We start from the raw sequence: 26,089 nt of genomic DNA, 5'->3' as shown, positions 1-26,089 counted from the left end.
CCCATACTGATAGGCTCCTTATTTATTACTTGCTTAATTATTACTTATTTGCTTAATTCAATTAAAAAGTCTCGAAATGGTACCCTTAAATGACAGTATGTAAAAATAAAAACATATAGTTAGATAATACTGGTGATAATCAATAAAAAATGATCGAACACTTTCTAGAGATCCTTTTAGGTCCAAACTGGTTATAATCGACCTTATCCTTACTTATTAGCATCTGTAATTTTGATTTTTCTCCACTGAAGTAACCCGGTAATTAATTATTGATTAGCTTTTTTTATCCATTCTGCAATTGTCACTGTACGTTTTGCCTGATGCTTAACGGCAGCTTGAACGGCAGAATACTCCTCAACCATTTTCCCATTCTGATCAACAGTAACACTTGTTCCATATGGGTTTTCTCCAGCTCCAAATATCATTTGATCAGTATATCCTGGAGTTGCAATAATCGCTCCCCAATGATGCATCGTTGTATACAGCGATAATATGGTTGCCTCTTGTCCGCCATGTCGGTTTTGTGCGGATGTCATCGCACTTACCACTTTATTAACCAGTTTCCCATTAAACCATAAACCACCTGTTGTGTCTAAAAACTGTTTCATCTGTGATGGCATATTACCAAAACGAGTTGGAACACTGAAAATAATTGCTTCTGCCCATTCTAAATCACTAAGTGATACTTTTGGAATGCATATTGCAACTTCCTCATGGTAGTTCTTCCATGCAGGGTTAGCATCAATTATGGATTGAGGAGCTAATTCTGGAACTGTTAATATTTTAACCTCTGCACCAGCTTCCTTCGCCCCCTCAGCAGCCCATTGTGCTAACTGATAATTTGTGCCTGTTGAACTATATATGATGATTGCAAGATTTACATTAGACATATTGCCAATCTCCCTTTTCATTTAGAAAATAATAAAATTAGAACTTTATTAGAAAGTTGCCCTTGCTTTTAATTTCAATCCTAAGTTTTACACCTTTCCTCATATTTTTTACCACAAATAAAATAATCGAATGATTTTACGATTCGTTATGTTGTTTTCTATTTGCTTTTTTGAGCATTCAGCAACTGTTACTGGACATTTTGCTGATGCGCTTCTACAAGTTATTTTGATGGTTGGTAATTTGTCCCACCCATGCCAAAATAAATTACGACAAATAAAAAAAAAAAAAACTAATCGGAATGGTATCCGATTAGTTATTTCATTGCACCCCACATGTGAACTTCTTTCTCACCAATCAACAGGCAATTTTAAAAGAGCCTTAATTTTATTTAAATACTTTAACACGTTCTTCAATTGGCAGGAACTGCTTCTCTTTAGGTGATGCAGTCGGCTTACCAAATGGTCCATATCCACTGCCAAAGGCATTCATTTTTACTTCAGTAGGAGCAAACTTTTCAGCTGGAACGATTTTCCTCAACGTTTCAGTTGTAATATTCCACAAGTTAGTGTGATGTTCTCATAATAAAAGAACTACTCTTTGGGCTTGAGTGTTAAATTCTGATGGGGTATGCTTTACAGCATGATTTATTACTTCTTGAATTCTTTCATCAGATACAACTGGTTCACTACTAATTCCATAAAAGGTACGTCGACCCTCTACTGCGGTGTTATTTCCGTCAGAAACATTTTTTTGTTATGCTTCGTACAAATTCATTTAATTCTTTTGTTACAAGTTCAGCGACAGGTTCATCAACGGAAAAACCCTCATGAAAATAAAGCTTTAAAGCAGGTGCGGTCAAGAGTTTCTGTCGGATGATATCCCACATCTTGCAGAAGAAAAGGATTTACAAGAAGCTATTTAGGTCTTTCTATTTCAAAAATCTCTCCAATTTTTGCATAATTATTACCAGCTAATCGGCTTACAGCAGATAAGCCCCTAGGGCTAATTCTTCCCTTTTCATAAATTTCATTATCAATATGAAATTGAACCACTTTTCCGATAATTAGATCACAGCCAGGTGATTCCAAACCTCCTAATTCTACGGAATGTTCTAAAACACATTCCATTCGGATTTTTGCTTCCTCTACTCCTGGAACAGAAATCTTTATGCTTTCAATGGGAGTTAAATTTGCTAACTCAATCTCACTCTGATCTGGAGGCAGGATTGCCGCTGTTTTATTTACTTTTTTAACATTTTGTTCATCCACAATATGGACAACAAATTCCTTGACCTCGATGATGTTTCTCGCTGTATCCTTCTGTCTTCCTTCTGGCCGTTGAATCGCTAATGATATCATTGGCGGATTAGCTGTAACAATATTAAAATAACTGAATGGTGCACCATTCAAAATACCATCATTCGAAATCGTTGTGACGAAAGCGATCGGTCTAGGTATAATGCTTCCTATTAAAAATTTATAATTTTCTCTTTCGGTATTTGCGGCTGGGTCTATGGAAAGCATAGCGATCATTCCTTTTCGTGAATTAGTTTAATTCTCTCACTTCAAACGGAAACAATGCGCGCTCAATTTGTCCTCTATGAGGTTCATATTGTGAAAGCAACATCAATTTTTCTCCCATTGTTGCGTGTGTTTCATCATGAGCGAACCCTGGTGGATCAGTTACAATTTCAAATAGAATTTCCCCATGTTCTCTAAAGTAAATCGCATTAAAGTAGTTTCTGTCCCTTACCGGGGTTACTCCATATCCATTTCTCTCTACAAATCTCTTCCAATCCATTTGATCCTGGTCATCTTTAGCCCGCCATGCAATGTGGTGTACGGTTCCTACACCCATTTGACCGCGTCCAATAGGGGTTAATTTTAGGTCAATAATATTTCCGATATCAGCTGAGGAACGATAACGAGCGAAATCTTCTTCTTTTCCGATAAAATCAAGTCCCATTACTTTTTCTAAAAATTCCCAGGTTTTGTTAGGTTGTGCAGATAAAAGAGTTGCGCCGCCGAACCCTTTGATAGCAACTTCAGGAGTTACCCCTCCGAAAGTCCATGTATTGAGTTCCCCTTCTTCTCTTTCCACAATTTCTAAGTGAAGTCCATGAACGCCCCTGCATCCAAAGGAGTTGTAAATTGCTTTATCACTTCTTCCTTTCTCATCTGAATGTCACTTTATCTATTCAGGTTATGTATTATTCCATTTTGCTATTTAGCTTGACCTAATGGGACTATTACTACTACATCATCTACGTTATATTTTTGGTACCGAGGAGAATTAAGAGAACGCGGACTTGCAACCTTATGTTAGGCACAGTTAGCTAATAGGTACCGGTTAAGATTAACTCGATAGTCCTTTTATCCAGTCAATTTTTGAATCGGACTGAAAATAAATTTCACACACTTTAGCTAATGCCATAATTAAGCCCTATCTTAATATTCAATCAAAAAAATAAGAGTCAACAATTTTGTTGACTCTTTAATAAATTTGCTATGCTAATAATTTGCCAAACAATTAAAAATTATGAGCTAAATCTTTTGCTCTTGCAATTGCATTTTCTTTAATTTCTTGTGCTTTATCTGGCATTGCGTTAAGTCCTTCAACAAATAAACCTTCAAAAGAAGGAACTCCGAAGAATTGCATCATGACAATAGGATACGATGTCCCATTTCCATTTGAGCCGCAGGACCTTCTCAATAAAAACCGCCACGAGCTTGAATATGTAGCGCTTTTAGATAATTTTAATTCGAAATAATAATATAATTTAGAAGTTAATTCAACAATTTTGTTTATGTTTAAAAAGAATTTTTTCATATCATCCTATTGCTTGTTGGCAGATTATGATAATTATGACTCTAAAATTTACATATTGATTTTATGACCCAATTCAACTACAATATAAATGTAACTAAGTTACTTTTTATACACATGTTATTTTTAGTTATTTGCTATGTTATATAATAAAGATAAAAAGTGAGGTAATTAAAGTGAACTTATTAGAATCCAAAGTTATCCAAACTAAGTCAGAAAAAGAAATATACATCGATCAAAATACAAACATTGAAATAAGCGGTATCCAATATCCTGATAAAACCTATCCTTATTATGAATTTATGGTTGGCTTAGAATTAATTCGGATAAGGGCTAATGAATATTATGGAACTAAAAAAGCATACTTTGGTATACGAATTACAGAGAATTTACAATCAATGATCATATTTGGACCCGATCAACAAAGTATTTTTGCCTCTAAAAATGATGAGGAAAAGGATGCTGCAAAAGAATTAATTAATTATTTATTAATTGAATCGCTTAACTTTAAACAGTTAGTTATGACAATGATCCGTAATCTCAAAACGGAAAATGGAATTTTTGAAAAAGAAATAAGTAAATTAAAAGAAAAAGAAGCAATACTAGAAAAATTATTAAAAGTCACTTATGAAGATGTTAAATTTGCAATACAAAGGAAAATAATAGCTTGAGTTTATCTTGAGTTAAATCATTTATTATTTAATAAAGATTAGTTTGGGGAAAAGCTAAAATAATAAAAGTGCTTTTCCCCATTGATTATTCCTCTTAACTTCATTATAAATTTCCTTTAGATTTTCCTCATCTTCTATACTAAAATCTTTGATATTATGTAAACTTCCCTTATTAACATTACAAAAATTCGATTAATAAGCTTTTTAATCAACCTTAATTGGTTACAATAAGTTCATAAGAAATAAAATATGTGTATTCATTAAGGAGGGTAAAATATTTAGTGGAAGAACAGGAAAACCTTCAACCAGAGGTTGAAAAATCCTTTGAATTAATAGGAAAAAGATGGACAGGGTTAATTATATATGTATTATCAAGCGGCCCAAAGCGATTTAGTGAAATTCACTCCATTATACCTGACTTAAGTAAACGAGTGTTGACAGAAAGAATGAAAGAACTAGAAGAGCATGGAATTGTATTACGTCATGTTATACCTGAGCGCCCTGTAAGAACAGAGTATTTATTAACAAAAAAAGGACACGAGTTAGGGAAAATTCTTGGCCCTATTAGTCAGTGGGCAACGAACTGGATGAAAGAAAATAACTAATAAGATTTCATAAGGTTATTTACTCACATAACGATTACCGGTTAATTTAGGAAAGGCAGGATGAGATTTTTGGCAAATGTTCTTTATATTACTGCACATCCTCTTGACCCCGAACGGTCATTTAGCTTAACAGTTGGAAACGCATTTATCGATTCTTATAAGGAGTTTCATCCTCAGGATGAAATTGTCCACCTTGATTTATATAAAGCTGACATCCCCTATCTTGATACAGATGTATTTAATGGCTGGGAAAAACTTCAAACTGGTAAATCATTTGAGCAATTATCATCCATGGAAAGGTCTAAGGTTGGACGATTAGCCGAACTCGGTGGACAATTCATATTATCAGATAAATATGTATTTGTTACCCCAATGTGGAATTTTTCTGTCCCAGCCATCATGAAGACCTATCTTGATGCTGTAGCAGTATCAGGTAAAACTTTTAAATATTCCAAACAAGGATCTAAGGGCCTATTAATTGGAAAGAAGGCTATACATATTCAAGCTCGGGGAGATGTATATTCTGAGGGGCTGGAAGCGGAATTGGAAATGGGGCATCGATATCTTGAAGTCATGATGAATTTTTTTGGAGTGCAAAACTTGGAAAAAATTATCATAGAAGGACACCTTCGATTTCCAGAAAGAGCGCAAGAAATCAAAGATAAAGCCATTATTACCGCAAAGGAAGCAGCACATATTTTTTAGTGCTCTTTAATGAAATCACACCCTTAACTTGACTGATAAAACAGTAAGATAAGGGTGTTTGTTTGATGAAATTATTTAGAAATCCTTTTTAACAATTTCTCTTTTTCTGCTTCATATCCCGGTTTGCCAAGCAGTGCAAACATATTCTTTTTATATGCTTCCACTCCTGGTTGATCAAATGGGTTTACTCCCATTAATAAACCACTAATTCCACATGCTTTTTCGAAGAAGTAAACCATTTCTCCAAAAGTAAATTCGTTTAATTCATCCAGCTCGACAGAAAAGTTTGGCACTCCTCCATCCACATGAGCCAATACGGTTCCTTGGGAAGCATTTTTGTTGACATAGTCCATTGTTTTTCCGGTTAGATAATTCAATCCATCGAGGTTAGATTCCTCTTCTTCAATGGTTATATCGATTTTAGGCTTATGAACCGACAAAACTGTTTCAATTAAATCGCGACGACCTTCCTGTACATATTGCCCCATAGAATGAAGATCCGTTGTAAAATCGACAGAAGCAGGATAGAGCCCTTTTTGATCCTTCCCTTCACTTTCTCCGAAGAGCTGCTTCCACCATTCAGACACAAAATGAAGGGATGGTTCAAAGTTTACAAGAAGTTCTATGGATTTTCCCTTCCGGTATAGTGCATTTCTCACAGCCGCGTATTGATAGCTTTGGTTTGTAGCCAAGTCCGGATTATTATACTTGTCTGCAGCAGCAGCCGCCCCTTCCATCATTTTGTCAATATTGAGACCGGACACAGCTATAGGTAGTAGACCCACTGCGGTTAATACTGAGTATCTTCCCCCTACATCATCAGGAATGACAAAAGATTCATATCCCTCTCCATCAGCAAGCGTTTTTAAAGCCCCTTTTGAGCGATCGGTTGTTGCATAAATCCGTTTTCGAGCCTCTTCTTTCCCATACTTTTTCTCCATATAGTCTCGGAAGATGCGGAAAGCAATCGCTGGCTCTGTTGTAGTTCCTGATTTTGAGATCACATTTACGGAAATATCTTTGTCTTTTATTACATCTAGCAAATGGGAAATATACGTAGCACTAATATTTTGACCGGCAAAATAAATTTGTGTCGTGTTGCCCATTTGGTTATGGAAGGTATGGGAAAGGGCTTCAATTGCTGCTCTTGCCCCAAGATAAGAACCGCCAATTCCGATAACGATTAATGCATCAGAATTACTGCGAATTCTCTCTGCTGCTGTTTTAATTCTTGCAAATTCTTCTTTATCATAGTCATTCGGCAGATTGACCCAGCCTAGAAAATCAGAACCGGGGCCTTTCTTCTCGTGAAGCATATGATGGGCGGTTTTTACAAATTCGCTAAGGTTGTCGACTTCATTCTGCTGCATAAATGAGAGTGCGTTGGTATAATCAAAAGAAATCGTCATTTTATTTTTCTCCCTTATCTTAAATGTCATTTTAAGAGCGTTAGAAAATTCATCATGTATTTTTGAAAATTTTAACGCTCTCTGGGCTCACTAATTTTTATAGTGCATTTTTCCAGTCAGCTGCAAATTTTTCAATTCCTTGATCTGTCAATGGGTGTTTAGACAATTGCTCAATTACGTTGAATGGTATCGTTGAAATATGTGCTCCAGCCAATGCCACACGCGTTACATGGTCCGGGTGGCGGACAGAAGCGGCGATAATTTGTGAACCTAAATTTTGCACACGGAACAATTCTGCAATCCGTGTTACGAGTTGTACACCATCTTCACTAATATCATCCAACCGGCCCAAGAATGGTGAAACATAGGTTGCTCCTGCGCGTGCCGCCAAAAGTGCCTGGTTTACGGTGAATATAAGGGTAACATTCGTTTTTACACCTTTTTTTGTAAGATATCTGCATGCTTCCAATCCATCTAATGTCATTGGAAGTTTTATTGTAATATTTTTATCCCCGCCATTAATTTTAATGAGTTCATTTGCCTCTGCGATCATTTGTTCAGCTGTTAAAGCGTTGGGAGTCACTTCGGCAGATACGGATTCCACTTCAGGAACGGCATTTAAGATTTCTGCAATACGGTCTTCAAATTTTACGCCTTCTTTTGCCACTAGTGATGGGTTAGTCGTAACACCGGATAGAACTCCGATTTTGTACGCTTTTTTGATATCGTCTAAATTTGCAGTATCAATAAAAAATTTCATGATGTTTTTTCCTCCAATTTAAATGAATAAAGTTTCCTTATTTATTTTTTTCAACTGCATGTCCGCCAAATTCATTTCTTAATGCAGCTACGACCTTTCCTGTAAAGGTATCATTTTCTTGTGACCGATATCGCATCAATAGAGACATAGCAATGACTGGAATGGCAGCTTGAAGATCCAGGGCAGCTTCGATAGTCCATTTTCCTTCACCGGAAGAATGCATGATTCCTTTAATTTCATCCAATTTTGTATCCTTAGAAAAAGCATTTTCTGTCAATTCCATCAGCCAAGAACGAATGACGGAGCCATTATTCCATACTTTTGCTACCTTTTCGTAATCGTAATCAAATTCACTTTTTTCAAGCACTTCAAATCCTTCACCAATGGCAGCCATCATTCCATATTCAATTCCATTATGAACCATCTTTAAGAAGTGACCGCTTCCTGCTTTGCCTGCATATAGGTACCCATTTTCAACTGCTGTGTCCCGAAAGATCGGTTCAACGACTTCCCATGCTTCAGGATCGCCGCCAACCATATAACATGCCCCATTACGGGCGCCTTCCATTCCGCCTGAAGTGCCTGCATCCATAAAGCTCATGCCTAGTTCTTTCAATTCGTTGTGACGGCGAATTGATTCTTTATAATGGGAGTTACCGGCTTCAATGACAATATCCCCTTTTTCTAGGAACGGCCTGATTTCACCAATAACAGAATCAACCACGCCATGTGGAACCATTATCCAAAGAATTCTTGGTTTTTCTAATGATTGAATAAGTTCCTCATAACTTGATACACCTGCAGCTCCATAACTTTTTATTTCTTCTACAGCTTTAGAATTTACATCGAATGCAACGACATCGTGATGATGATCCATTAAATTTTTTCCTAAATTTAAACCCATTTTACCTAACCCTATTAATCCAACCTTCATATTATTTTCCTCCAATAACGGTAACAATTTTATTGATTATTTTGCACTTTCCATTGCTACTTACGATTGATTTAGAACACTTTTCGTTATTTGAACGACATTTTCAGTAGTAAATCCAAACTGTTTCATAACTGCATTACCCTCTCCTGATGCACCGAAGGTTTCAATGGATAGTATTTTTCCTTCGAAGCCAACGAAGCGTTCCCATCCTAGGGAGATTCCCATTTCAATGGCGACGCGTTTAGTAATAGAAGAAGGCAGTACAAATTCTTTATATTCTGAGGATTGTTGGTTGAACAATTCCCAGCTTGGAATTGCAACAATCCGAACAGATATATTTTCCTTTTCGAGTTCCGTTTTTGCGTTTACAGCCAATGAGACTTCGGAACCTGTAGCCAATAATATTACATTTGGTGTCGAAGTTGTTTCAGTCAGTATATAAGCTCCTTTAGAAATATTATCCAGATTCGCTTTTGTTTTGTTATATACCGGCAGGTTTTGGCGGCTTAAAATCAATGCCACTGGGCCTTCTGTTTGCTGAAGTGCATATGCCCAGGCGCTTGCCGTTTCATTTGCGTCAGACGGTCTTATGACAGTTAATCCAGGTATCGCGCGTAAGGCTGCCAATTGTTCAATTGGCTCATGCGTAGGACCATCTTCCCCTACGGCAATCGAATCATGTGTAAATACATAGATGACAGGAAGCTTTGATAATGCTGCCAAACGGATCGACGGACGAAGATAATCGTTGAATACAAAGAATGTACTTACAAAAGGCTTTAATCCTCCATGATAAGCCATCCCGTTTGCTGCAGCACCCATCGCATGTTCACGTACACCAAAGTAAACATTGCGAGCACTATAAGACTCAACTGCGTAAATTTGCTCTCCTTTAATTTCGGTCATTGTAGAATGGGATAGGTCAGCACTGCCGCCAAAAATAGCTGGAACTTTATTTACAAAATGGTTGATTGCTTCCCCGCTGGCAACACGAGTTGACACGGCCTTTCCTGTATCAAAGGTTAAGATATCTTTCGCATCGATCAGCACTTTTCCATCAATGGCATGGGATAATTGCTCTGCTAATTCTGGATATGCTTGCTTATAAGACTGGAATAAGTTATTCCAGCTTTGTTCAGTATCGATTCCCTTACCCTTTAATTGTTCAAAATGTGCTTTGACTTCATCAGGTACATAGAAATCTTCTTCATACAGCCAGTTATAGGCCTTTTTTGTTACCTTTCCTTCTTCTGCTCCAAGTGGTGCACCGTGTGCTTTATTTGTTCCGGCAACCTTAGGGCTTCCATAACCGATAATCGTTCTGATTTCAATCAGACTAGGTTGACCGGTATTTTGTTTTGCCATTTCGATTGCCTTTGAAATGGCTTCAATGTCATTACCGTCATCCACTCTTAAATAGTTCCAGTGTGCAGATTCCGCTCTTTTCTTGATATCTTCAGAAAAGGAAACATTCAATTCCCCATCAAGGGAGATATCATTTGAATCGTACAAGACAATCAACTTATCAAGTTTCATATGCCCGGCCATTGACATCGCCTCATAAGAAATACCTTCCATTAGGTCACCGTCGCCGACTAATGCATACGTATAGTGATCAATAACAGGGTGCCCTTCTTTATTAAACTTTGCCGCTAAATGAGCTTCCGCCATTGCCATCCCTACTGCGTTGGCAATACCTTGGCCTAAGGGACCTGTTGTCGCTTCAACACCTGATGTGTGGCCAAATTCAGGATGCCCTGGCGTTCTGCTGTTCAATTTTCTGAAATTCTTTAAATCATCCATTGTGACATTATAACCGGACAAATGAAGCAAGCTGTACAATAAACTAGACCCATGTCCAGCAGATAAAACAAATCGGTCACGGTTAAACCATTTTGGATTTTCAGGATTGTGATTCAAATGGTTCGCCCATAATGCATATGCCATTGGTGCTGCCCCCATTGGGAGACCTGGGTGCCCGGAATTTGCCGCATTGATGGCATCGATTGATAAAGTTCGAATTGCTGTAACTGCTAAGTTCTCAATATTTTGTGACATAGTCTATATCCTCCTGGACATTTGTGATTTCAAATGTGCTGGTTCTCTGTTTTGTTGAATTTTTTCATCCGGCCACCATTTGAAGCCATTTTCTGATAATAGGGTATCAGCGGCATCTGGCCCATATGATCCTGAACGATATTCATGAAGCGGTAACATATTTTCCTCAAAAGCATTCAGAATTGGCTGTACCCACTCCCAAGACAATTCAACTTCTTTCCAATGAGCAAAGAATGTGGAATCTCCGATTAAAGCATCGTAAATCAGCCTTTCATAGGCCTCTGGGACTCCTGAGCTAAAGTTTTCTACATCTTCACAAGAAAAATTAATTCTAACAGGTTCGATTTTCCCGTTATTCAATGGATTTTTGCTATTTAATTGCAGAGACACATTTTCTTGCGGGCTGATTTCAATTATCAATAAATTAGGCTCCACATTTTGCTGATTATGTTTATACAGTAGTTTTAAAGTATTTTTAAATTCGATGACGATCCGAGTCGATTTATCCTTCATTCGTTTTCCTGTCCGGATATAGAAAGGGACCCCGCTCCAAAACGGATTATCAATCCATATACGAGCTGCCACAAATGTGTCAGTTTGAGAAGAAGGATCTACTCCCGGTTCCTCTTTATAACCGATCACTGGCTTACCATCCATCTCTCCGGAAATATACTGGCCACGAACAATATGGGCTTGAATATCCTCTTTTTCTATAGGGCGTAGGGCTTCCATTACCTTCCGTTTCTCATTTCGGATTTCAGTCGCGTTTATCTTATAAGGCAAATCCATGGCGGTCATCATGAGCAATTGCAACATATGATTTTGCACCATATCACGTATCGCACCTGCATGATCGTAATAACCGGCTCTTTTTTCAACGCCAACCGTCTCACTTGCGGTGATTTGGATATTCGCAATATGATCTTTGTTCCAAATGGATTGGAGAATCGGGTTCGCAAATTCCAGAGCCTCAAGGTTCTGAACCATTGGTTTACCCAAGTAATGGTCAATTCGATAAATTTCCTCTTCTTCAAATGCTTGGCTAAGTTTTGCATTAAGCTCAAGAGCGGATTGGAGGTCATGTCCAAATGGTTTTTCGATGATTAAACGTTTCCATCCACTTGTTGCACCAAGTCCGCTATTTTTTATGTTTAATGCTATGAGGTCGAAAAATTCAGGTGCAACGGAAAGGTAAAACAGACGATTTTCCGCAATTTGCAGTTCCTCTTCTCTTTGCTTTACCAACTGCAGCAATTTTTGATAATCCTCTATTTTGTTTGCATCAAACCTGCTATATCGAAAAGCCTCAACAAATTCCCCCATTTCCGTCACATCATGCTCGAGGCGGCGCGAAAAGGTTAAAATCGATTCTTTTACTTTTTCTTGAAAATCAACATGTGATTGTTCGCCTCTTCCAAGTCCAATTATCGATATTGGTTGAGGTAATTTTTTATCTATATACAAATTGTAAAGGGCAGGGAATATTTTCCTCTTAGCTAAATCCCCAGTTGCTCCAAATAAGACAAAGGTCATTGATTCCATTATTACTTCTCCTTATAATTGTGAAATACTTCATTGAAACTAAAGACTTAGAAGAGAATGCCATAGAGACAACCTAATTTATTTTTTCTCTTCCCGCCCCAATCTATTTTCGTAAATTAATGACAATTTCCTTACTTCTATTCAAGGTAATGACGATATCCGCCATTCCAACAAACAGTCCATTTTCAACCACGCCAGGTATCATATTTAGGTTTCTTTCAAGATCTCCAGGATGCGTAATATCTGGGAAGCCGCAATCAAAAATATAATTACCATTATCTGTTCGAAATGGGATCCCATCTTTTTGCCGTAAATGCGGACTGCATCCAAGCTCTCGGATATATTTCTTTGTCATTTCATGACCAAAAGGAACGACTTCTACTGGCAGTGGGAAACCTCCTAATTTATCCACCATTTTGTGTGAGTCCGCTACTACAATAAAAGTATTTGCTACCTTCGCGATTATTTTCTCTCTTAAAAGGGCACCACCGCCTCCTTTAATGAGAGATAAGTCACGATTTACTTCATCGGCACCATCTATGGCGACATCAATTTGATCAATTTCTTTAAATGAAACAAGTGGGATTCCTACTTGTGTTGCCAATTTTTCCGTTTGTTTGGAAGTAGGGATTCCTTTAATAGAAAGTCCTTGTTGAACTAATTCTCCAAGCTTAGAAATGGTAAAAAATACAGTGGACCCCGTTCCCAGTCCAACTATCATTCCATCCTTCACATACTCTGCGGCTCTTTCACCTACTTCTTTTTTTTCATTCAAGGACTTTTGCTCCTTTCATTTAAGGACTAGATGATTTCGAAATTCATTTGTTTTAAATTAACCATTGTTTCTCGATTTGTTCCTGTGCAATACGCAAAATTTGTTCTTCAGGTGTATCATTTTTAACGATTACATTCGTCAGATAATTTTTACCTTTCAATTGAAGTTTAACAGTCACTTCTACCATATCTTTCACTTCCTTCAAACTTTAATGTGATTTAAATAAATAAGAGTAGATAACTTTTAGTTCTTAAGTTATTTTTAATTCATTAAGTTACTTTACGTAACCATATTACTTCCTCGAATAATTTTCGTCAAGCAAAAATATCTCAGAATCGAGATTTTTATTTTTTTTCTTTTTGCAATGTTGTCCAGTTCATCACAAAAAAAAGCCAACAGAAATACTGTTGACTTCAACTTATCTGAATGATGTCCTATTTTTTTCGTTTTTCATGCATATACTTCATCCATTTTTTCTGTTTATAATATAGTGATTCTGCTGATTGTAGGTGCATACATAATACCGCAAACGTTTTATCAAAGATTGAAGTTGAATTTATTAACCACGTAAAACTTCAATTAACTAATTAGTAATCCAAGAAACACTATTTTTATGATTTTTATTCCAATGGGAAATTTTGAAAAGACCTAGAAAGATATAGCAATATAAAAAAAGCAGGTGACGGAGCGATTATCAGCAACGTACCTGCTTTTCTCTGAATTTCCACTTCTTAGATATTTGCATGCTTTCCCTCCTTTTGTAAATATTCGGAATTATTATAATACAAATCCTTTATACAGATGTTCTTTTGTTTTATAAACTTATAAAGACGTACTTTCTTTCAAATTCATTCTTCCAATTGTTACATTTCCCCGCCAAAGGTGGCCACTGTCTGCCTTTCAGGAGCAAACACCTGACCGTTCCATTTCAACACGGTTTGCACATCTCCCAGATTGTCAGCATTGTACCTGCCGGCTATCCTTTGATGCGCTGCTAGCTCATATATACCGTCCCTGTTTAAATCAATCGGATATAAACTTGCCAAAGGATTAACCCAGCCATTAATTGAAGCCTTCAAAATACCTTGTGGGTTATATATTTCCGATAGATATTCCTTTCCCTTATACGTTAGGTCAAGAATATACTTTTCTTTAAGATGATAACTAATCACTGCTGCTTTGTATTGATTCTCATAGGTCACATCGTACTTAAATGATTCATTAAATGTATCCGAATCAAAAATTCCCCTTATTTGACCGTTAATAGAAGAAAAAATATACGCATAAATAGCACCGGCGCTTCCTCCGGTATCAATGACCACTAAAATATCATTGCCTTTTTTGCCTGTGAAATCACCAAGGAAAAGGGTCGGGTTGTATCCAGCGTTATTTTTAAAAGTGATGTGATCATAATGATGCGTTCTCCCATTTTGGGCAACCAAAGTGATATCTTTCCAAAATGGACTATCAGGGGTTTTATACGCAGTTAGAAAAACATTATCCTTTATCCCGTCTCCGTCGATATCGCCCCACTTTACCGTTATTACGGAGGGACTGTGGGTGCGCATTTCTCTTGGATCAGCTGATTGCAGTCCAGCCTGTATTTCTAAAAGTTTGTGCTTTGAAGGATAAGGATTTGGAAAGGACAAAGCCATATCAATCGTTTGCAATGCTTCATTTGTTAATCCGGATCTTGCCTGCGTATCAGCCAGACAATACCAATAATAAGGATGATTCGTTTCACGTATTTTTGTGTAATAGTGATGGAGCGCTTTATTGAAATCATTCGTGTCCATCTGCATCCCACCTGTCTTATAATTCTCCATATAGATTTATATGTACGAATTCACAGAGGCATTACATGGACGGTTACTGTCCCATAGGTTCATTCTATGACTTATATAAAAAAGCAGGTAACTGAGCTAATTCCAGCCCGCTACCTGCTATTTTTAGAAATATGTTTTAATAAAAGACTAAACCTCCATTAATTACTGAACTATTAGAATTGTATTTGAACTTATCATAAGTCAGCCTAATGTCTGAAATAAATTACATCAAATTCTGGGGGATTACTCCTGCTTTTTATAATAATATTTAAAATATAAAGATTTAAATGTAGGAAAAGGAAATCGATATGAAAATCCCCCTACTGAAACATTCAGTACGATTGGCGACGAAAATGGTCTCATCATTGAAGTATCTAAAGGCAGAAAATGGATTTCATCTCCTGTTTTATTTTAGTAGTTACTTGTTTCCCAGACAAAGTATCCGTTAGCAGGGATAATCGTTTTACTTGAAATTGTATATGGGTCAGAACCGACATCACCAAGATCATTTTTTGCAAAAAAAAGAAAACTCTTGTAAATAAGAGTTTTCCATGAGAAATATCACCTTCACTATTCCAGTGAAATGTTTAGTCAGTTATCACTTATTACTGGGATTAATGTATTTCATTATCTTTTTTATTTTGAAGTAAAAGCATATAAATTTCCATCAAACGCTCCCACTACGAGCGTATTACCCGAAATGGCCGGAGAGGAAGCCACGGGTGCGCCGATCTTAAATTTCCATGTTGCTTCTCCGGTATTCCGATTCAAACCATAAATGAAACCATCATTGGAACCAATATAGACCGTATTCCCGCTTACTGCAGCAGAAGAAACGATTCCACCTTGTGTTTCAAATTTCCACTTCTTTTCGCCCGTATTAGCGTCGAATGCAGCGACTTGACCGTCAGGGAATCCCATATACACAACCCCTTTTGAAAGGGCTGGTGAAGAAGGGGTCACCTGGCGAGGCATATATTTTCCGACGCCTTCAAGTGAATCAGGGCTTTGGTATGTCCAATTCGTACTACCATTGATTGCCTTTACGGAAGCCAGGATCCCTGTTCTGAACCCTACATATATATTACCATTGTCCAATGCTACCACCGAGTGAGACCAGCTGGACAAGCTCGGACGTTTTTTCCAGATGAGGTTTCCTGTTTTCGCATCCATCGCATAAAGATAACTGCTGCCGGCAATCGTATAGATGGTCCCGTTATCCACAACCGGCGTAGCGGCAATGAACTGGTCGTTTTCCAGCGGCTTTTCCCATAACGTTTCCCCTGTTTCCCCATTCAGGGCAAGCATGAAACTGCCTTTCCGAGTGCTATATCCCTGGTATACAATACCATCAGCAACCGTTGGGGAAGAGTACATGCGGCCACGCTGAATGCCGTCCTGTTCCATTCCGATCTTTTTCTCCCATAATAGTGTTCCGGTTTTGTCATTTACTGCATAGATGTTTCCCCTTACGGATGAAGCATAGACAATACCATTTGAGACAGCAGGGGAAGCCTGAACCTGTGCATTTGTCTTGAACTGCCAACGTTTAGAACCGGTAGCCAGATCAATCGCCAAAATGCTGTTCTCTTCCACATCGTTCTCATCCCTTGTTCCTATATACACAGAGCCGCCCACGATAGACGGAGATGAGGTGATAATCGAACCTTGCGTTTGATAGCTCCATGCCAGATTTAAATTTGGCGAAAGTTCATCTGGTGACTCACCAGTATGTTTTGCGTTGCCTTTAAACGTGAACCAATCAGCACCGCCCTTAGGGATCACAGGCGTGTTTTGCCCGGAAATCTTGAATGTTGACTTCTGTTCCCATGTATGACCATTTGAGTCTGTGGCACGAACTTCCATTTGATGCTGACCCGGTTGTTCTTTGGCGGCATCCCAATTGGAGGACCAAGTGTAATCGCTGCTTTGCTTCGCCTTTTTCCATGGACCGTTATCAATTCGGAATTCCGCTTTTTCGACCGCACTTGTTGAATTGAATATATTGAACTGTACTTTTGTCTTACTCATCGGAATCTCGCTTCCTGGAGCTGGATGAATAACTGCCAGGGAGTCTTCAATCCCGAACATTTTAAATTGCGTATCGATTTTGTCTTCCTTCATATGGATAAGACGATAACCCGATGGTGTAAAATCGTTTGTGTTGGAATTGGTGGAGCTGGTGACGATATTTTTGGCACCAGGGATTACTTCCCCGGACACGTCGTTGATATGCGTATGTCCGCTCAACAACAGCTTCGTGTTGTACTTGGCGAGAACATCCAGGAAATCCTTCGTTCCATCAATAGGAGTATCAGGCGCATTTAGTTGGATATGCGCTACCGCTACCACTTGTTTTTCTTTGGCATTCATCTCCAGATCCTGCTTTAGCCATTCCAGCTGCTCGGGCTGAGAGAAGCCCAGATGGTTTTCCAGAATGATAAAATGCTTGTTGCCATAATCAAAGGAATACCACTCAGGTCCCATGTATTGACGATACCGTTCAACGCGTGATTTGTAATCCGGGCCTGACGTGATGTCATGGTTCCCTGGCGCTGGATAAAACGGCAATTCAGAAGTGGCCGTAGCAGCGGTGTAGTCCTTAAATTCTTCATCGGTTGCATAGTAAGTCAAATCACCGTTAACCAGCACGAAATCAGCGGAACCTTTCAGTTTGTTCAGTTGCGCCACTTCATTCATAAATTTTTCGCGATTGTTGATAGTGCTGTCTTTAACATGTACATCGGCTAAGTTGGCAAAGGTGAATTTCTCTTTGCCCGTTTCCGGGGAAGCGATTAAGTTGAAATCCTGGACCCTTTTTTCATCGGCTTTCAGGTCTTTCAAGTCCCTGTAAAACATTGGTGTCATGTTAGCGTCTGTTGGAACCTTGTACCCGCTTGGGACAGTGATGAAAACGATATCGGACAACCTTCTTTCAGGATTGATGTCCAAAGAATAATCTCCGTTTTCATCTGTCCTGACTATTTGAGACCCGTCAGAAACACTAACATTCGGTAGCCCTTTTTCCTCTCGATCCTGAACTCCATTGCCGTTTTTGTCCACATACACCGTTCCAGTAACGTTGGCGTATCCATTATCTGCTAAGGCGGGCTTCATGAATACGGATAAAGCCAATCCAGCCATGCCAACAGCGACGAACGGCTGCAATTTCTTTCTTAATTTCGAATGCTTCTGTTGCATTTTTCATTTCTCCTTTATCTGTTTTCTCTCATAAGTTACACCTATGTATGGTGGTTTCTCTTATAATCTGTTTGGCCTTTATGCATTCCCCCTTTCAGTAATTCGTCCACAAAGTTCTCATCCAAGGAAACGCTGTACGTACCAAACAAAGCCAATTAAACTGATAACGCCCGACGCCGTACCCTGTATCATGCTGCCCCACCTGTTTCTGCGAACCAGCAGAATGATAGGGAACATGATTAGAAGAATCATTGCTTGTCCACCCTCTACTCCCAGGTTAAAAAAGAGGATCGATAACAATGTTTGAAGTGAAAGTTCTCCCGTTAATTCCAGTGCTCCTGAAAATCCCAAACCATGAATGAGTCCGAAGCCAAATACAATCCACAGCCTGTAACGACCGGAAGGGAAAAATAGATATTCAAAGGCTACGAAAACAATACTGAGAGCAATCAAAGGCTCCACGATGTCAGGAGAGACCGAAACTATATTCAAGGCACTAAGCCCAAGACTTACACTGTGTGACAAGGTAAAGACGGTAACCACTTTCATTACATCTTTTAACGTTTTGGAACATAACAGCAATGCAATCACAAACAAGATATGGTCTAAGCCGATAAGTATATGGTGGAAGCCCAGCTGTACAAAGCTTTTTACTTGTCCCCAAAGAGTCCCGTTACCCAATTGGAATGTCCTTTCCTTAGCTGTAAAAATAAATTCGCCCGTTTCAGTTCCGAGATCATAATGAGCAATGTTTCGGTGCAAGCGATCATTGTCATCGAAGAAAATATTGTAATGAATTTCAACTGTTTTCTTGGACACATCCTGGATAGGAAAGTCGATTCCAATCCTTGCGTAGCTCAACTCTCCTTCCTTTTTGAGTCCAATATCAGAAATTTTCCCGTATGTTTTGACTCCGTCTGCAAAAACTTCAAGATTCCGAGACAAGTAGTCTTCGATTAACGTTTTGTTCCTGCTTAGGGCTTCCGACAGCTCAACCTCCTTCATTTCCGGAAGATTCCCCAGGTCTACTACCCTCCCCAATTCAAAAATGTCTACTGATAGTTCATAGTGAAGGACTCCGGCCTCTGCCATTATTTTTGACTTACCATTACTGTTATCTGTATGGGCATAAACGGTACTTGGAATCTGGCTTAAGCTAAATATGATGAAAAAGATTGCAGAAAACCAGGTTGTTACGGATGATCTCATGTTGTTTCTCCTTTTCTGGATGATATTCAGATACTAGTAGTAACTATTATTTTTTAATAGTTATCAAATGTGAATTCAATCACTGTCTATGCATCTTAACCGCGGAAATAGTTTTTTTTTCAGTTGTTCCCTTTTGTTACCTATGTACAGTGCTTACTACTGCTTCGATTTACGGTACTAGTTTTTCAGCTTAGATAACAGGCTACTCAAATAGTTTAAATAAAGATTGTTATTTAATAGTTTAATAATTGTAAATTTTTCATTAAAAATTGACCCTGTAAAAATTGGATACTTCCTTTGGAAGTACATATGCTTCTGTAGAAATGAAAACAAGCTGGCAGCAGTTAGCAACAGCTTGTAATAATATTAATAACTGGACACTGTCGGACTTATAGATAAACTTCACTTTGTACTGCCTGGTAAACCCGTGGTCTCAATAGAAGAAAATACTTCATTCCGTTGACGCTTATCATAGGTTATGAGAGTGACGCCGTAAGCCGGTACATAATTGTCTGTAAAATTCAGACGCAATTTCCCTTTAAGTATTGCGTCGCCCTTAATTTCTAGCAAATCATCTTTGCTTCCAATGTTGAGCTCAAGTATGCCATTGGCAGATTGTGTGTAATCTCTGCCGGTCATCAGCTTTCCAGAAACATTTTCACTAAGGGTGCCTCCCTAGTTCGTAACATCGCCTCTCCCGAAAGCTGTCTCCGAATTACCCTTAAGTGTTCCTTGATCATCTATGTACCGTCGGAGTAGGTATTGTTACCCTCTAGCTTAAGGTACCTGTCCCCTTTTTGGTCAACATTCCGGTACCGGACATATCGTTGCGCCTGCGATCCAATGCATGAAACCTCCTTTGGATGCATCCATTTTCACTGTAACGTCATTGACAAACGTACCAAACCCATCCGCAGCGGCAAAGAGATTAAGCCTTCCCCGTCCCTCGGCATCATCAAGGACAGGATATCCAGAAGGAAGACCAGTAGTGGCTAAATCCATCTTTCTTCTTTTTTAACAATAAGTCTCCAGGATTATACTTTTTGAAATAATCATTTGCTCACAAAGAAAGACACGATCCCAAGGCTAGTATCTTTAAAAGTTAACCAAATCCTTAAATAGCAGAGCTATATCATAAAAGCATTATAAAAATTGGGAGGCTTCGTCCCTCTATTTACATGAATACTACTTTAAAAAATTGTAAGCGGGAAATTGACCGACAGTTGTGGCAAATTCTAGATTATAAGCTAAACGATTTGGTCATTTTTGCCAATTAATTCGGTTTGTTGATTCCATTAATAACGGGCAAATTGTCTAGTTCAGCAAAATTATTAGAAAATGTTTATAAAAAAAAGGACATCCCAATTTGGAAGTCCTATTGTTATCGTTGTATATCGGAAGTATTTATTGTCATTTTGTTCATTCCCTAAATAAAGTGTTAACTCCAATTGAACAAAATGAGGCCGCATTTCTACGTTAAATGCGGCTGTTTTTCAAATAAAAAGGTTGTTTTCACACCAAACTGAGACAAAGCTTTTTACCCGCTTAATGGTAATTTTTTCAACTCGATTACGCCGGAGAGTCTTGGAGGATTGCTTCATGTCTACAACTTCTACCTCTTACGCTGCTCTTGCTGTTTACGCCAACCGTACCGGGTCATTCCACTCGGCTTGTACACCGACAGTATTACGATCAGGAGTAACACAAGTAAACCTACCCCGGGATGGAAAAGTTCACTGGAAAAAGGAGTTCTATCTCAACAGCAAAGTGCACGTGAAATTACACATCAAATACGAACACCTCTAACGTCAATACGCAATCCGTTGATTATTTCCGCATGTTCGGATTTAAAAATGAAAAAAAGAGAGAAGAACGGCTCGATATTATCGAAACACAAGTTGAGCGAATCGCTTCTATGATAAATAAGATTATTACATTGGCAAAGTTAGAAGAAATACAAACAGAAAATGGGGAAAGTTATGATTTGTCTGGTCATATGGATCATTACATTGCTAGAAAAAGGACGGATAACGAAAAAATTATCTTTGAACAAAACATACATGAGGGTATCTTCACATTTATTCCGTATGAGAATATCCTTCAAATATTGGATTCCCTTATGGAAAATGCTGTGAAGTATTCGTTTAAACCAAAAAAAATTTATATTGGATTGTCTTCAAATGAAACAAGTATTCAAATTACTGTAAGAAATAGAGGTGTGGAAATACCAGAGGATGAAATTGATAAGATCTTTGAACATTCTTATCGAGCAAAAGCTGAACAAAAAGATTATGTTGGTACTGGATTGGGCTTATCTGTTGTCAAGAGATTTGTGGAATTGCACAAGGGTCGAACTCATGTTACCAGTGAAAATAATATAAATACATTTGTCGTTACTTTACCTAACAAAATAAAGGGCAAAAAATGACTCAAAAAAAAAATCTTTGGTCATATATATTTTTTGTCTTGAAATTAATTACGGAGGTGATTTTTACGCCCCACCAAATCGTGGTATAGAAATAGCTAGCAATTTCGTGGCAAAGGAAGAGGGTGTCCCAAAAGTTTCTTTGAGACACCTTCTTTTAATCATCGGACTACAAACGTCTAATAATGTATGCAGCTTTTTCCTCAATTATTTCACTTTTTATTCTAATCCCACAATGACAGGAAGCTCTTTATATCCGTACACAAACGTACTAGGTATAATACGAAGTTTTTTGGTTGTCTCCAATTTCATATCCGGTAACGCCTTTAGCATCTCTGTAATGCATATTTTGGCTTCTAATTTTGCAAGCTGTGACCCCAGACAAAAGTGAACACCAGTTCCAAACGATAGATAATTGTTTGGAGAGCGATTGATGTCAAATACATCTGGTTTGTTAAATACGATTTCGTCTCGATTTGCAGAACCGATCCAGGCCATGACTTCTTGCCCTTTTTTCAGATTCATCCCTTTTAAATTCATATCTTCAGTGATAAAGCGATTCATGCTGTGAACAGGAGAACGATAGCGCAGGGCTTCGTCAATGGCTGCTGGTATAACGGAATTGTCTTTATATAATTGTTTAAGTATATCTGAATGCTCAAACAAAGTAAGCATTGTGTTTGTAATAAGATTTGTAGTGGTTTCATTCCCTGCAACAAGTAGGAGAAGGCAGAAACTTAATAATTCTTCAATACTTAATTTTTCTCCATCTACTTCTGCAGTAATTAATGTAGATACTATATCGTTTTTGGGGTCAAGCCGCCGTTTTGCAACTATTTGCTGAAAGTATGTTTGTAGGTCATGCATTGCTTTTCCTTGCTTAGCAAATAAATTGTTCATTTCATCAGGTGATAGGGATTGTGTTCCCGATACTAAAATATTAGACCATTCTTTAAATAGGTCTCGGTCTTCGCTCGGTACTCCGAGCATTTCAGAAATCACGATAACCGGAAGGGGATAAGCGATATCCTCTACAATATCTATCTTGCATTTTCCTTGTAGCGATTCTAATAATTCGTGTGTAAGAGCTGTAATTCTCGGTGCAAGTTCTTGAATGGCTCTCGGGGTAAATGCCTGACTTACAATATTGCGGTATCTTCGGTGGGTTGGAGGATCCAAATCTAGCAAAGTTGGAACAAGACCATTTGGACATCCTCATAGCAAAATACGTCCCAGCAATTCCGTTCTGGATCAAAAGAAACCGGAGAGTTTTTTCGCATCTTTTTATACCAATCGTAGGGTGAGATTGTTTCATCCCACCCTCTTGGGCGCACTAGCAGTCCATAGCTCTTTTGTTGTTCCTCCATCTTGATTCCCTCCTATATTATTGTAACTTACTGTCCATTCATCCAGTCAATAAAATGTTGGTCTACTACTGAATCGTTTAGGTAACCATACAATTTATGCGGTTTACATATTTCTTATGAGAAAAAAGTGCCAGGCACCATCCTATTAACTGAAAGGGCCTGACACTAACATCTCTTATCTATTTTACCTAAAATGTAACCTTCCAAATAAATGGATTGTAACATTCGCTCTTATTTTTATCAGACTGATGTAATATTTTATTTTTCCAATAATCCTTCTATCTGTAAGAACTGCGTGGCAACTTCTAAGGCACTGTTGCCATTTACATTTACTTGATAGTTCATTTCTCGCATTTGGTCATCTGTTATTTTTCCAGAAAGCTGATTTAAGGCTGTTTTGATTCGTTTCCCTCACAGCTTTGAACAGCAGGTTTTACGGCTGGTTCAATACCCAAAATAGGGAAATCATACTTTTGGCGAAGGTCATCCACTGCGATACTGGTTGCAGTATTACAAGCAAGGACTAATGCTTTAATTCCTTGATTAGCCATAAAGTCAACTGCATTAAAAATATATTCCCTTACCTCTTCTTTTGGTTTTTCACCATATGGAACGTGTAAGGTATCTGCATAAAATATGTAATCTTCATTCGGTAAAAACTTCAATGCTTGATGAAGTACAGTCATTCCACCTATTCCAGAATCAAAAAAACCTATTCTCACTACTTTCACTCTTTTCCTAAATTAATGCTATTAACCACTTATTAATATACCATTTTTTAAAATTTTATTGTTAGTTATCCTTATTTCTTATTGAACAAACTGCCCCGTTAGCCATCCAGGATTCGCTAAAAACAGCTCTTCACCACAGAGAATGAAAATGTTTTTAAACCGTCAATACTGATTCTACGGCTGGAGAGGAAGGTCGATGGACTATGGTGTGTTAGAGCCCATCCGTTAGTCTGACTCCAACGACCACGGTGCAACTTTCTTTCAAAGCCACAAAAGGCAGAGACATATTTTACATATCAAATATGTCCCTGCCTCTGATTTTATTGACTTTAACCTCTACAACCTAAATATAATTTCATGAGTGGGCTACTTAGGGTATCGTTGATAGTAAATAACCATCAAAAAAAGGGCCTGTGTTAAATAATTTCTTTTCAATTGAGTTTTCTTATAACATGTAAGTATTAAACGCAATCTTCAAGATAAAAATAAATGAAGAAATTATAAAGGAGATACCATAAAGTTGAACACAAAATTCTTAGATTTACTGGCTCATAATTATGATAGTGAAGAAAAAGTGGTAACTGAGATTATTAATCTTGAAGCCATCCTCAATCTGCCAAAGGGGACTGAGCATTTTGTCAGTGATTTACACGGGGAGTATCATGCTTTTCAACATGTGCTAAGGAATGGTTCGGGTAGAGTAAAAGAGAAAATTAAAGACCTTTTTCAAGATGAACTATCTGATACAGAACTTAATGAATTTGCGACGTTAGTTTATTATCCTGAAGAAAAATTAAAGTTAATTAGAGATAAGTGTGGCAATAAACAAGAATTACTCCAATGGTACACAGAAACCATTGACCATATGATTAAGCTCATTTCCTATGCCTCTTCTAAATATACACGCACAAAATTACGTAAAGCATTGCCTGAGCAGTTTGTTTATATTATAGAAGAGCTACTATACAAAACGGATGAATCCACAAATAAGAAACAATATTATACAAAAATTGTTCAGCAAATTATTTCTCTTGGTCAGGCAGATAAGCTCATTACAGGTCTGGCTTATACGACTCAGAGGTTGGTAGTCGACCATCTTCATGTGGTGGGAGATATTTATGATCGCGGACCTGATCCTGATAAAATTATGGATACACTCATTCATTATCATTCTGTTGATATTCAATGGGGAAATCATGATGTTCTATGGATCGGTGCCTTTGCTGGATCAAAGGTTTGTCTAGCTAATATTATTCGTATCTGTGCCAGGTACGACAATTTAAGTATTATTGAAGATGTGTATGGAATCAATCTTATACCACTTCTTAATCTTGCGGAAAAGAACTATGAGGACAATCCAGCATTTAGACCCAAGAGCCTTTCAGATAAAAAAAAGTCTGATCAAGAACTATTACAAATTACAAAAATGCATCAAGCGATAGCAATGATTCAGTTTAAGCTTGAAATGCCAATCATAAAGAGACGCCCGTATTTTAAAATGTCAGAAAGACTTTTACTTGAGAAAATTGATTATGACAAAAACGAAATAACACTGAATGGGAAAACTTACCAACTGGAAAATACTTGCTTTGCAACCATTAATCCGGAACAACCTGGTGAATTATTGGATGAAGAAGAGCAAGTTATGAACAGACTATTGTTTTCTGTCCAGCATTCGGAAAAGTTGGCCAGACATATGAATTTTCTTATGAAGAAAGGCAGTCTTTATTTGAAATATAATGGGAACTTATTAATACATGGCTGCATTCCACTTGATGAAAACGGAAATATGGAAAAAATGGTTATTGAAAATAATACCTATTCAGGTCGTGAATTACTTGATATTTTTGAACATTATTTACGACATTCTTTTGCACATCCTGAAGAGATAGATGATCTCGCAACAGATATGGTCTGGTATTTATGGACAGGAGAATATTCATCATTATTTGGGAAAAGAGCCATGACGACCTTTGAAAGGTATTTCATTAAGGACAAAGAAACCCATGAGGAGATTAAGAACCCATACTTCCATTTACGTGAAAAAGAGGAAATCTGCCGTAAAATTTTAGCAGAATTTAATCTTAATCCTGATGAAGGTCATATCATAAATGGCCACACACCCGTTAGAGAAATTAAAGGAGAGAATCCAAT

Annotated in this window: 19 protein-coding genes and 6 pseudogenes; 5 read left to right on the top strand and 20 right to left on the bottom strand. The window is 37.8% G+C overall.

Going from position 1 to position 26,089, the window contains the following annotated elements; all coding sequences use genetic code 11:
- Positions 1–266: 266 nt before the first annotated feature.
- From wrbA to COE25_RS24355, 5 genes and pseudogenes are all read right to left on the bottom strand, one after another.
- The gene (gene wrbA, locus COE25_RS24375) at positions 267–890 is read right to left on the bottom strand and encodes an NAD(P)H:quinone oxidoreductase (protein WP_098934465.1); all 624 of its coding nucleotides are present in this window, start codon (positions 888–890) and stop codon (positions 267–269) included.
- 463 nt (positions 891–1,353) lie between these two features.
- A pseudogene (locus COE25_RS24370) lies at positions 1,354–1,584 on the bottom strand (nitroreductase family protein); the annotation flags it as partial.
- Positions 1,585–1,805: 221 nt separating this feature from the next.
- A complete protein-coding gene (locus tag COE25_RS24365; RefSeq protein WP_098934464.1) occupies positions 1,806–2,414 on the bottom strand; it encodes a flavin reductase family protein in 609 nt (202 codons plus the stop codon).
- 22 nt (positions 2,415–2,436) lie between these two features.
- Positions 2,437–3,012, bottom strand: a pseudogene (locus COE25_RS24360) (VOC family protein); the annotation flags it as partial.
- A 408-nt stretch (positions 3,013–3,420) separates the two neighbouring features.
- Positions 3,421–3,638 (bottom strand): annotated as a pseudogene (locus tag COE25_RS24355) (FMN-dependent NADH-azoreductase); the annotation flags it as partial.
- Between the two features lie 255 nt (positions 3,639–3,893).
- Between COE25_RS24355 and COE25_RS24350 the strand changes: the two are divergent.
- The 3 genes from COE25_RS24350 (at position 3,894) to COE25_RS24340 (ending at position 5,698) form a co-directional block, all read left to right on the top strand.
- The gene (locus COE25_RS24350; protein ID WP_098934463.1) at positions 3,894–4,388 is read left to right on the top strand and encodes a hypothetical protein; all 495 of its coding nucleotides are present in this window, start codon (positions 3,894–3,896) and stop codon (positions 4,386–4,388) included.
- Positions 4,389–4,669: 281 nt separating this feature from the next.
- A complete protein-coding gene (locus COE25_RS24345) occupies positions 4,670–4,993 on the top strand; it encodes a winged helix-turn-helix transcriptional regulator (protein WP_098934462.1) in 324 nt (107 codons plus the stop codon).
- Between the two features lie 69 nt (positions 4,994–5,062).
- Positions 5,063–5,698: an FMN-dependent NADH-azoreductase gene (locus tag COE25_RS24340; RefSeq protein WP_098934497.1), complete on the top strand. Its 636-nt coding sequence runs from the start codon at positions 5,063–5,065 to the stop codon at positions 5,696–5,698.
- Between the two features lie 71 nt (positions 5,699–5,769).
- On the opposite strand, the gene COE25_RS24335 is transcribed toward COE25_RS24340, so the two are convergent.
- From COE25_RS24335 to COE25_RS31840, 11 genes and pseudogenes are all read right to left on the bottom strand, one after another.
- Positions 5,770–7,107 (bottom strand): glucose-6-phosphate isomerase, encoded by a 1,338-nt coding sequence (locus COE25_RS24335; protein WP_098934461.1) that lies wholly within the window; start codon positions 7,105–7,107, stop codon positions 5,770–5,772.
- A 97-nt stretch (positions 7,108–7,204) separates the two neighbouring features.
- Positions 7,205–7,867, bottom strand: a complete 663-nt coding sequence (gene fsa, locus COE25_RS24330) for a fructose-6-phosphate aldolase (RefSeq protein WP_098934460.1) — start codon at positions 7,865–7,867, stop codon at positions 7,205–7,207.
- Positions 7,868–7,904: 37 nt separating this feature from the next.
- A complete protein-coding gene (gene gnd, locus COE25_RS24325) occupies positions 7,905–8,801 on the bottom strand; it encodes a phosphogluconate dehydrogenase (NAD(+)-dependent, decarboxylating) (RefSeq protein WP_098934459.1) in 897 nt (298 codons plus the stop codon).
- A 60-nt stretch (positions 8,802–8,861) separates the two neighbouring features.
- A complete protein-coding gene (tkt, locus tag COE25_RS24320; protein WP_098934458.1) occupies positions 8,862–10,859 on the bottom strand; it encodes a transketolase in 1,998 nt (665 codons plus the stop codon).
- Positions 10,860–10,862: 3 nt separating this feature from the next.
- Positions 10,863–12,401, bottom strand: a complete 1,539-nt coding sequence (gene zwf / locus COE25_RS24315) for a glucose-6-phosphate dehydrogenase (protein WP_098934457.1) — start codon at positions 12,399–12,401, stop codon at positions 10,863–10,865.
- Between the two features lie 103 nt (positions 12,402–12,504).
- Positions 12,505–13,176 (bottom strand): ribose-5-phosphate isomerase RpiA, encoded by a 672-nt coding sequence (gene rpiA / locus COE25_RS24310; protein ID WP_098934456.1) that lies wholly within the window; start codon positions 13,174–13,176, stop codon positions 12,505–12,507.
- Between the two features lie 52 nt (positions 13,177–13,228).
- Positions 13,229–13,363 (bottom strand): BA3454 family stress response protein, encoded by a 135-nt coding sequence (locus tag COE25_RS24305; RefSeq protein WP_098934455.1) that lies wholly within the window; start codon positions 13,361–13,363, stop codon positions 13,229–13,231.
- 676 nt (positions 13,364–14,039) lie between these two features.
- The gene (locus COE25_RS24300) at positions 14,040–14,972 is read right to left on the bottom strand and encodes a spore coat protein (RefSeq protein ID WP_098934454.1); all 933 of its coding nucleotides are present in this window, start codon (positions 14,970–14,972) and stop codon (positions 14,040–14,042) included.
- Between the two features lie 666 nt (positions 14,973–15,638).
- Positions 15,639–18,203: an outer membrane protein assembly factor BamB family protein gene (locus tag COE25_RS24295; protein ID WP_098934453.1), complete on the bottom strand. Its 2,565-nt coding sequence runs from the start codon at positions 18,201–18,203 to the stop codon at positions 15,639–15,641.
- Positions 18,204–18,320: 117 nt separating this feature from the next.
- A complete protein-coding gene (locus COE25_RS24290; RefSeq protein WP_098934452.1) occupies positions 18,321–19,412 on the bottom strand; it encodes a HupE/UreJ family protein in 1,092 nt (363 codons plus the stop codon).
- 262 nt (positions 19,413–19,674) lie between these two features.
- Positions 19,675–20,423, bottom strand: a pseudogene (locus COE25_RS31840) (hypothetical protein); the annotation flags it as partial.
- Positions 20,424–21,249: 826 nt separating this feature from the next.
- Between COE25_RS31840 and COE25_RS24275 the strand changes: the two are divergent.
- Entirely contained in the window at positions 21,250–21,840 is a 591-nt protein-coding gene (locus COE25_RS24275; protein WP_098934451.1) for a sensor histidine kinase, read from the top strand.
- A 216-nt stretch (positions 21,841–22,056) separates the two neighbouring features.
- Here COE25_RS24275 and COE25_RS24270 read toward each other — a convergent pair whose 3' ends face one another.
- The 4 genes and pseudogenes from COE25_RS24270 to COE25_RS24255 form a co-directional block, all read right to left on the bottom strand.
- Positions 22,057–23,025: a cytochrome P450 gene (locus COE25_RS24270; RefSeq protein ID WP_098934450.1), complete on the bottom strand. Its 969-nt coding sequence runs from the start codon at positions 23,023–23,025 to the stop codon at positions 22,057–22,059.
- Entirely contained in the window at positions 23,019–23,204 is a 186-nt protein-coding gene (locus tag COE25_RS24265) for a hypothetical protein (RefSeq protein WP_098934449.1), read from the bottom strand. The genes COE25_RS24270 and COE25_RS24265 overlap by 7 nt, the downstream gene beginning before the upstream one ends.
- Before the next feature lie 258 nt (positions 23,205–23,462).
- Positions 23,463–23,594 (bottom strand): annotated as a pseudogene (locus COE25_RS24260) (glycine betaine ABC transporter substrate-binding protein); the annotation flags it as partial.
- A 23-nt stretch (positions 23,595–23,617) separates the two neighbouring features.
- Positions 23,618–23,926: pseudogene (locus tag COE25_RS24255) on the bottom strand (glutamate racemase); the annotation flags it as partial.
- A 529-nt stretch (positions 23,927–24,455) separates the two neighbouring features.
- Here COE25_RS24255 and COE25_RS24250 point away from each other — a divergent pair.
- A partial coding sequence (locus tag COE25_RS24250) for a fructose-1,6-bisphosphatase (RefSeq protein WP_098934447.1) occupies positions 24,456–26,089 on the top strand: 1,634 nt, incomplete at its 3' end.

Source organism: Bacillus sp. AFS031507 (genome assembly GCF_002584635.1).
Classification (GTDB): Bacteria; Bacillota; Bacilli; order Bacillales; family Cytobacillaceae; genus Neobacillus.
The sequence above is the reverse complement of the archived record's forward strand: the minus strand, read 5'-3'. Positions and strand labels throughout refer to the sequence as shown.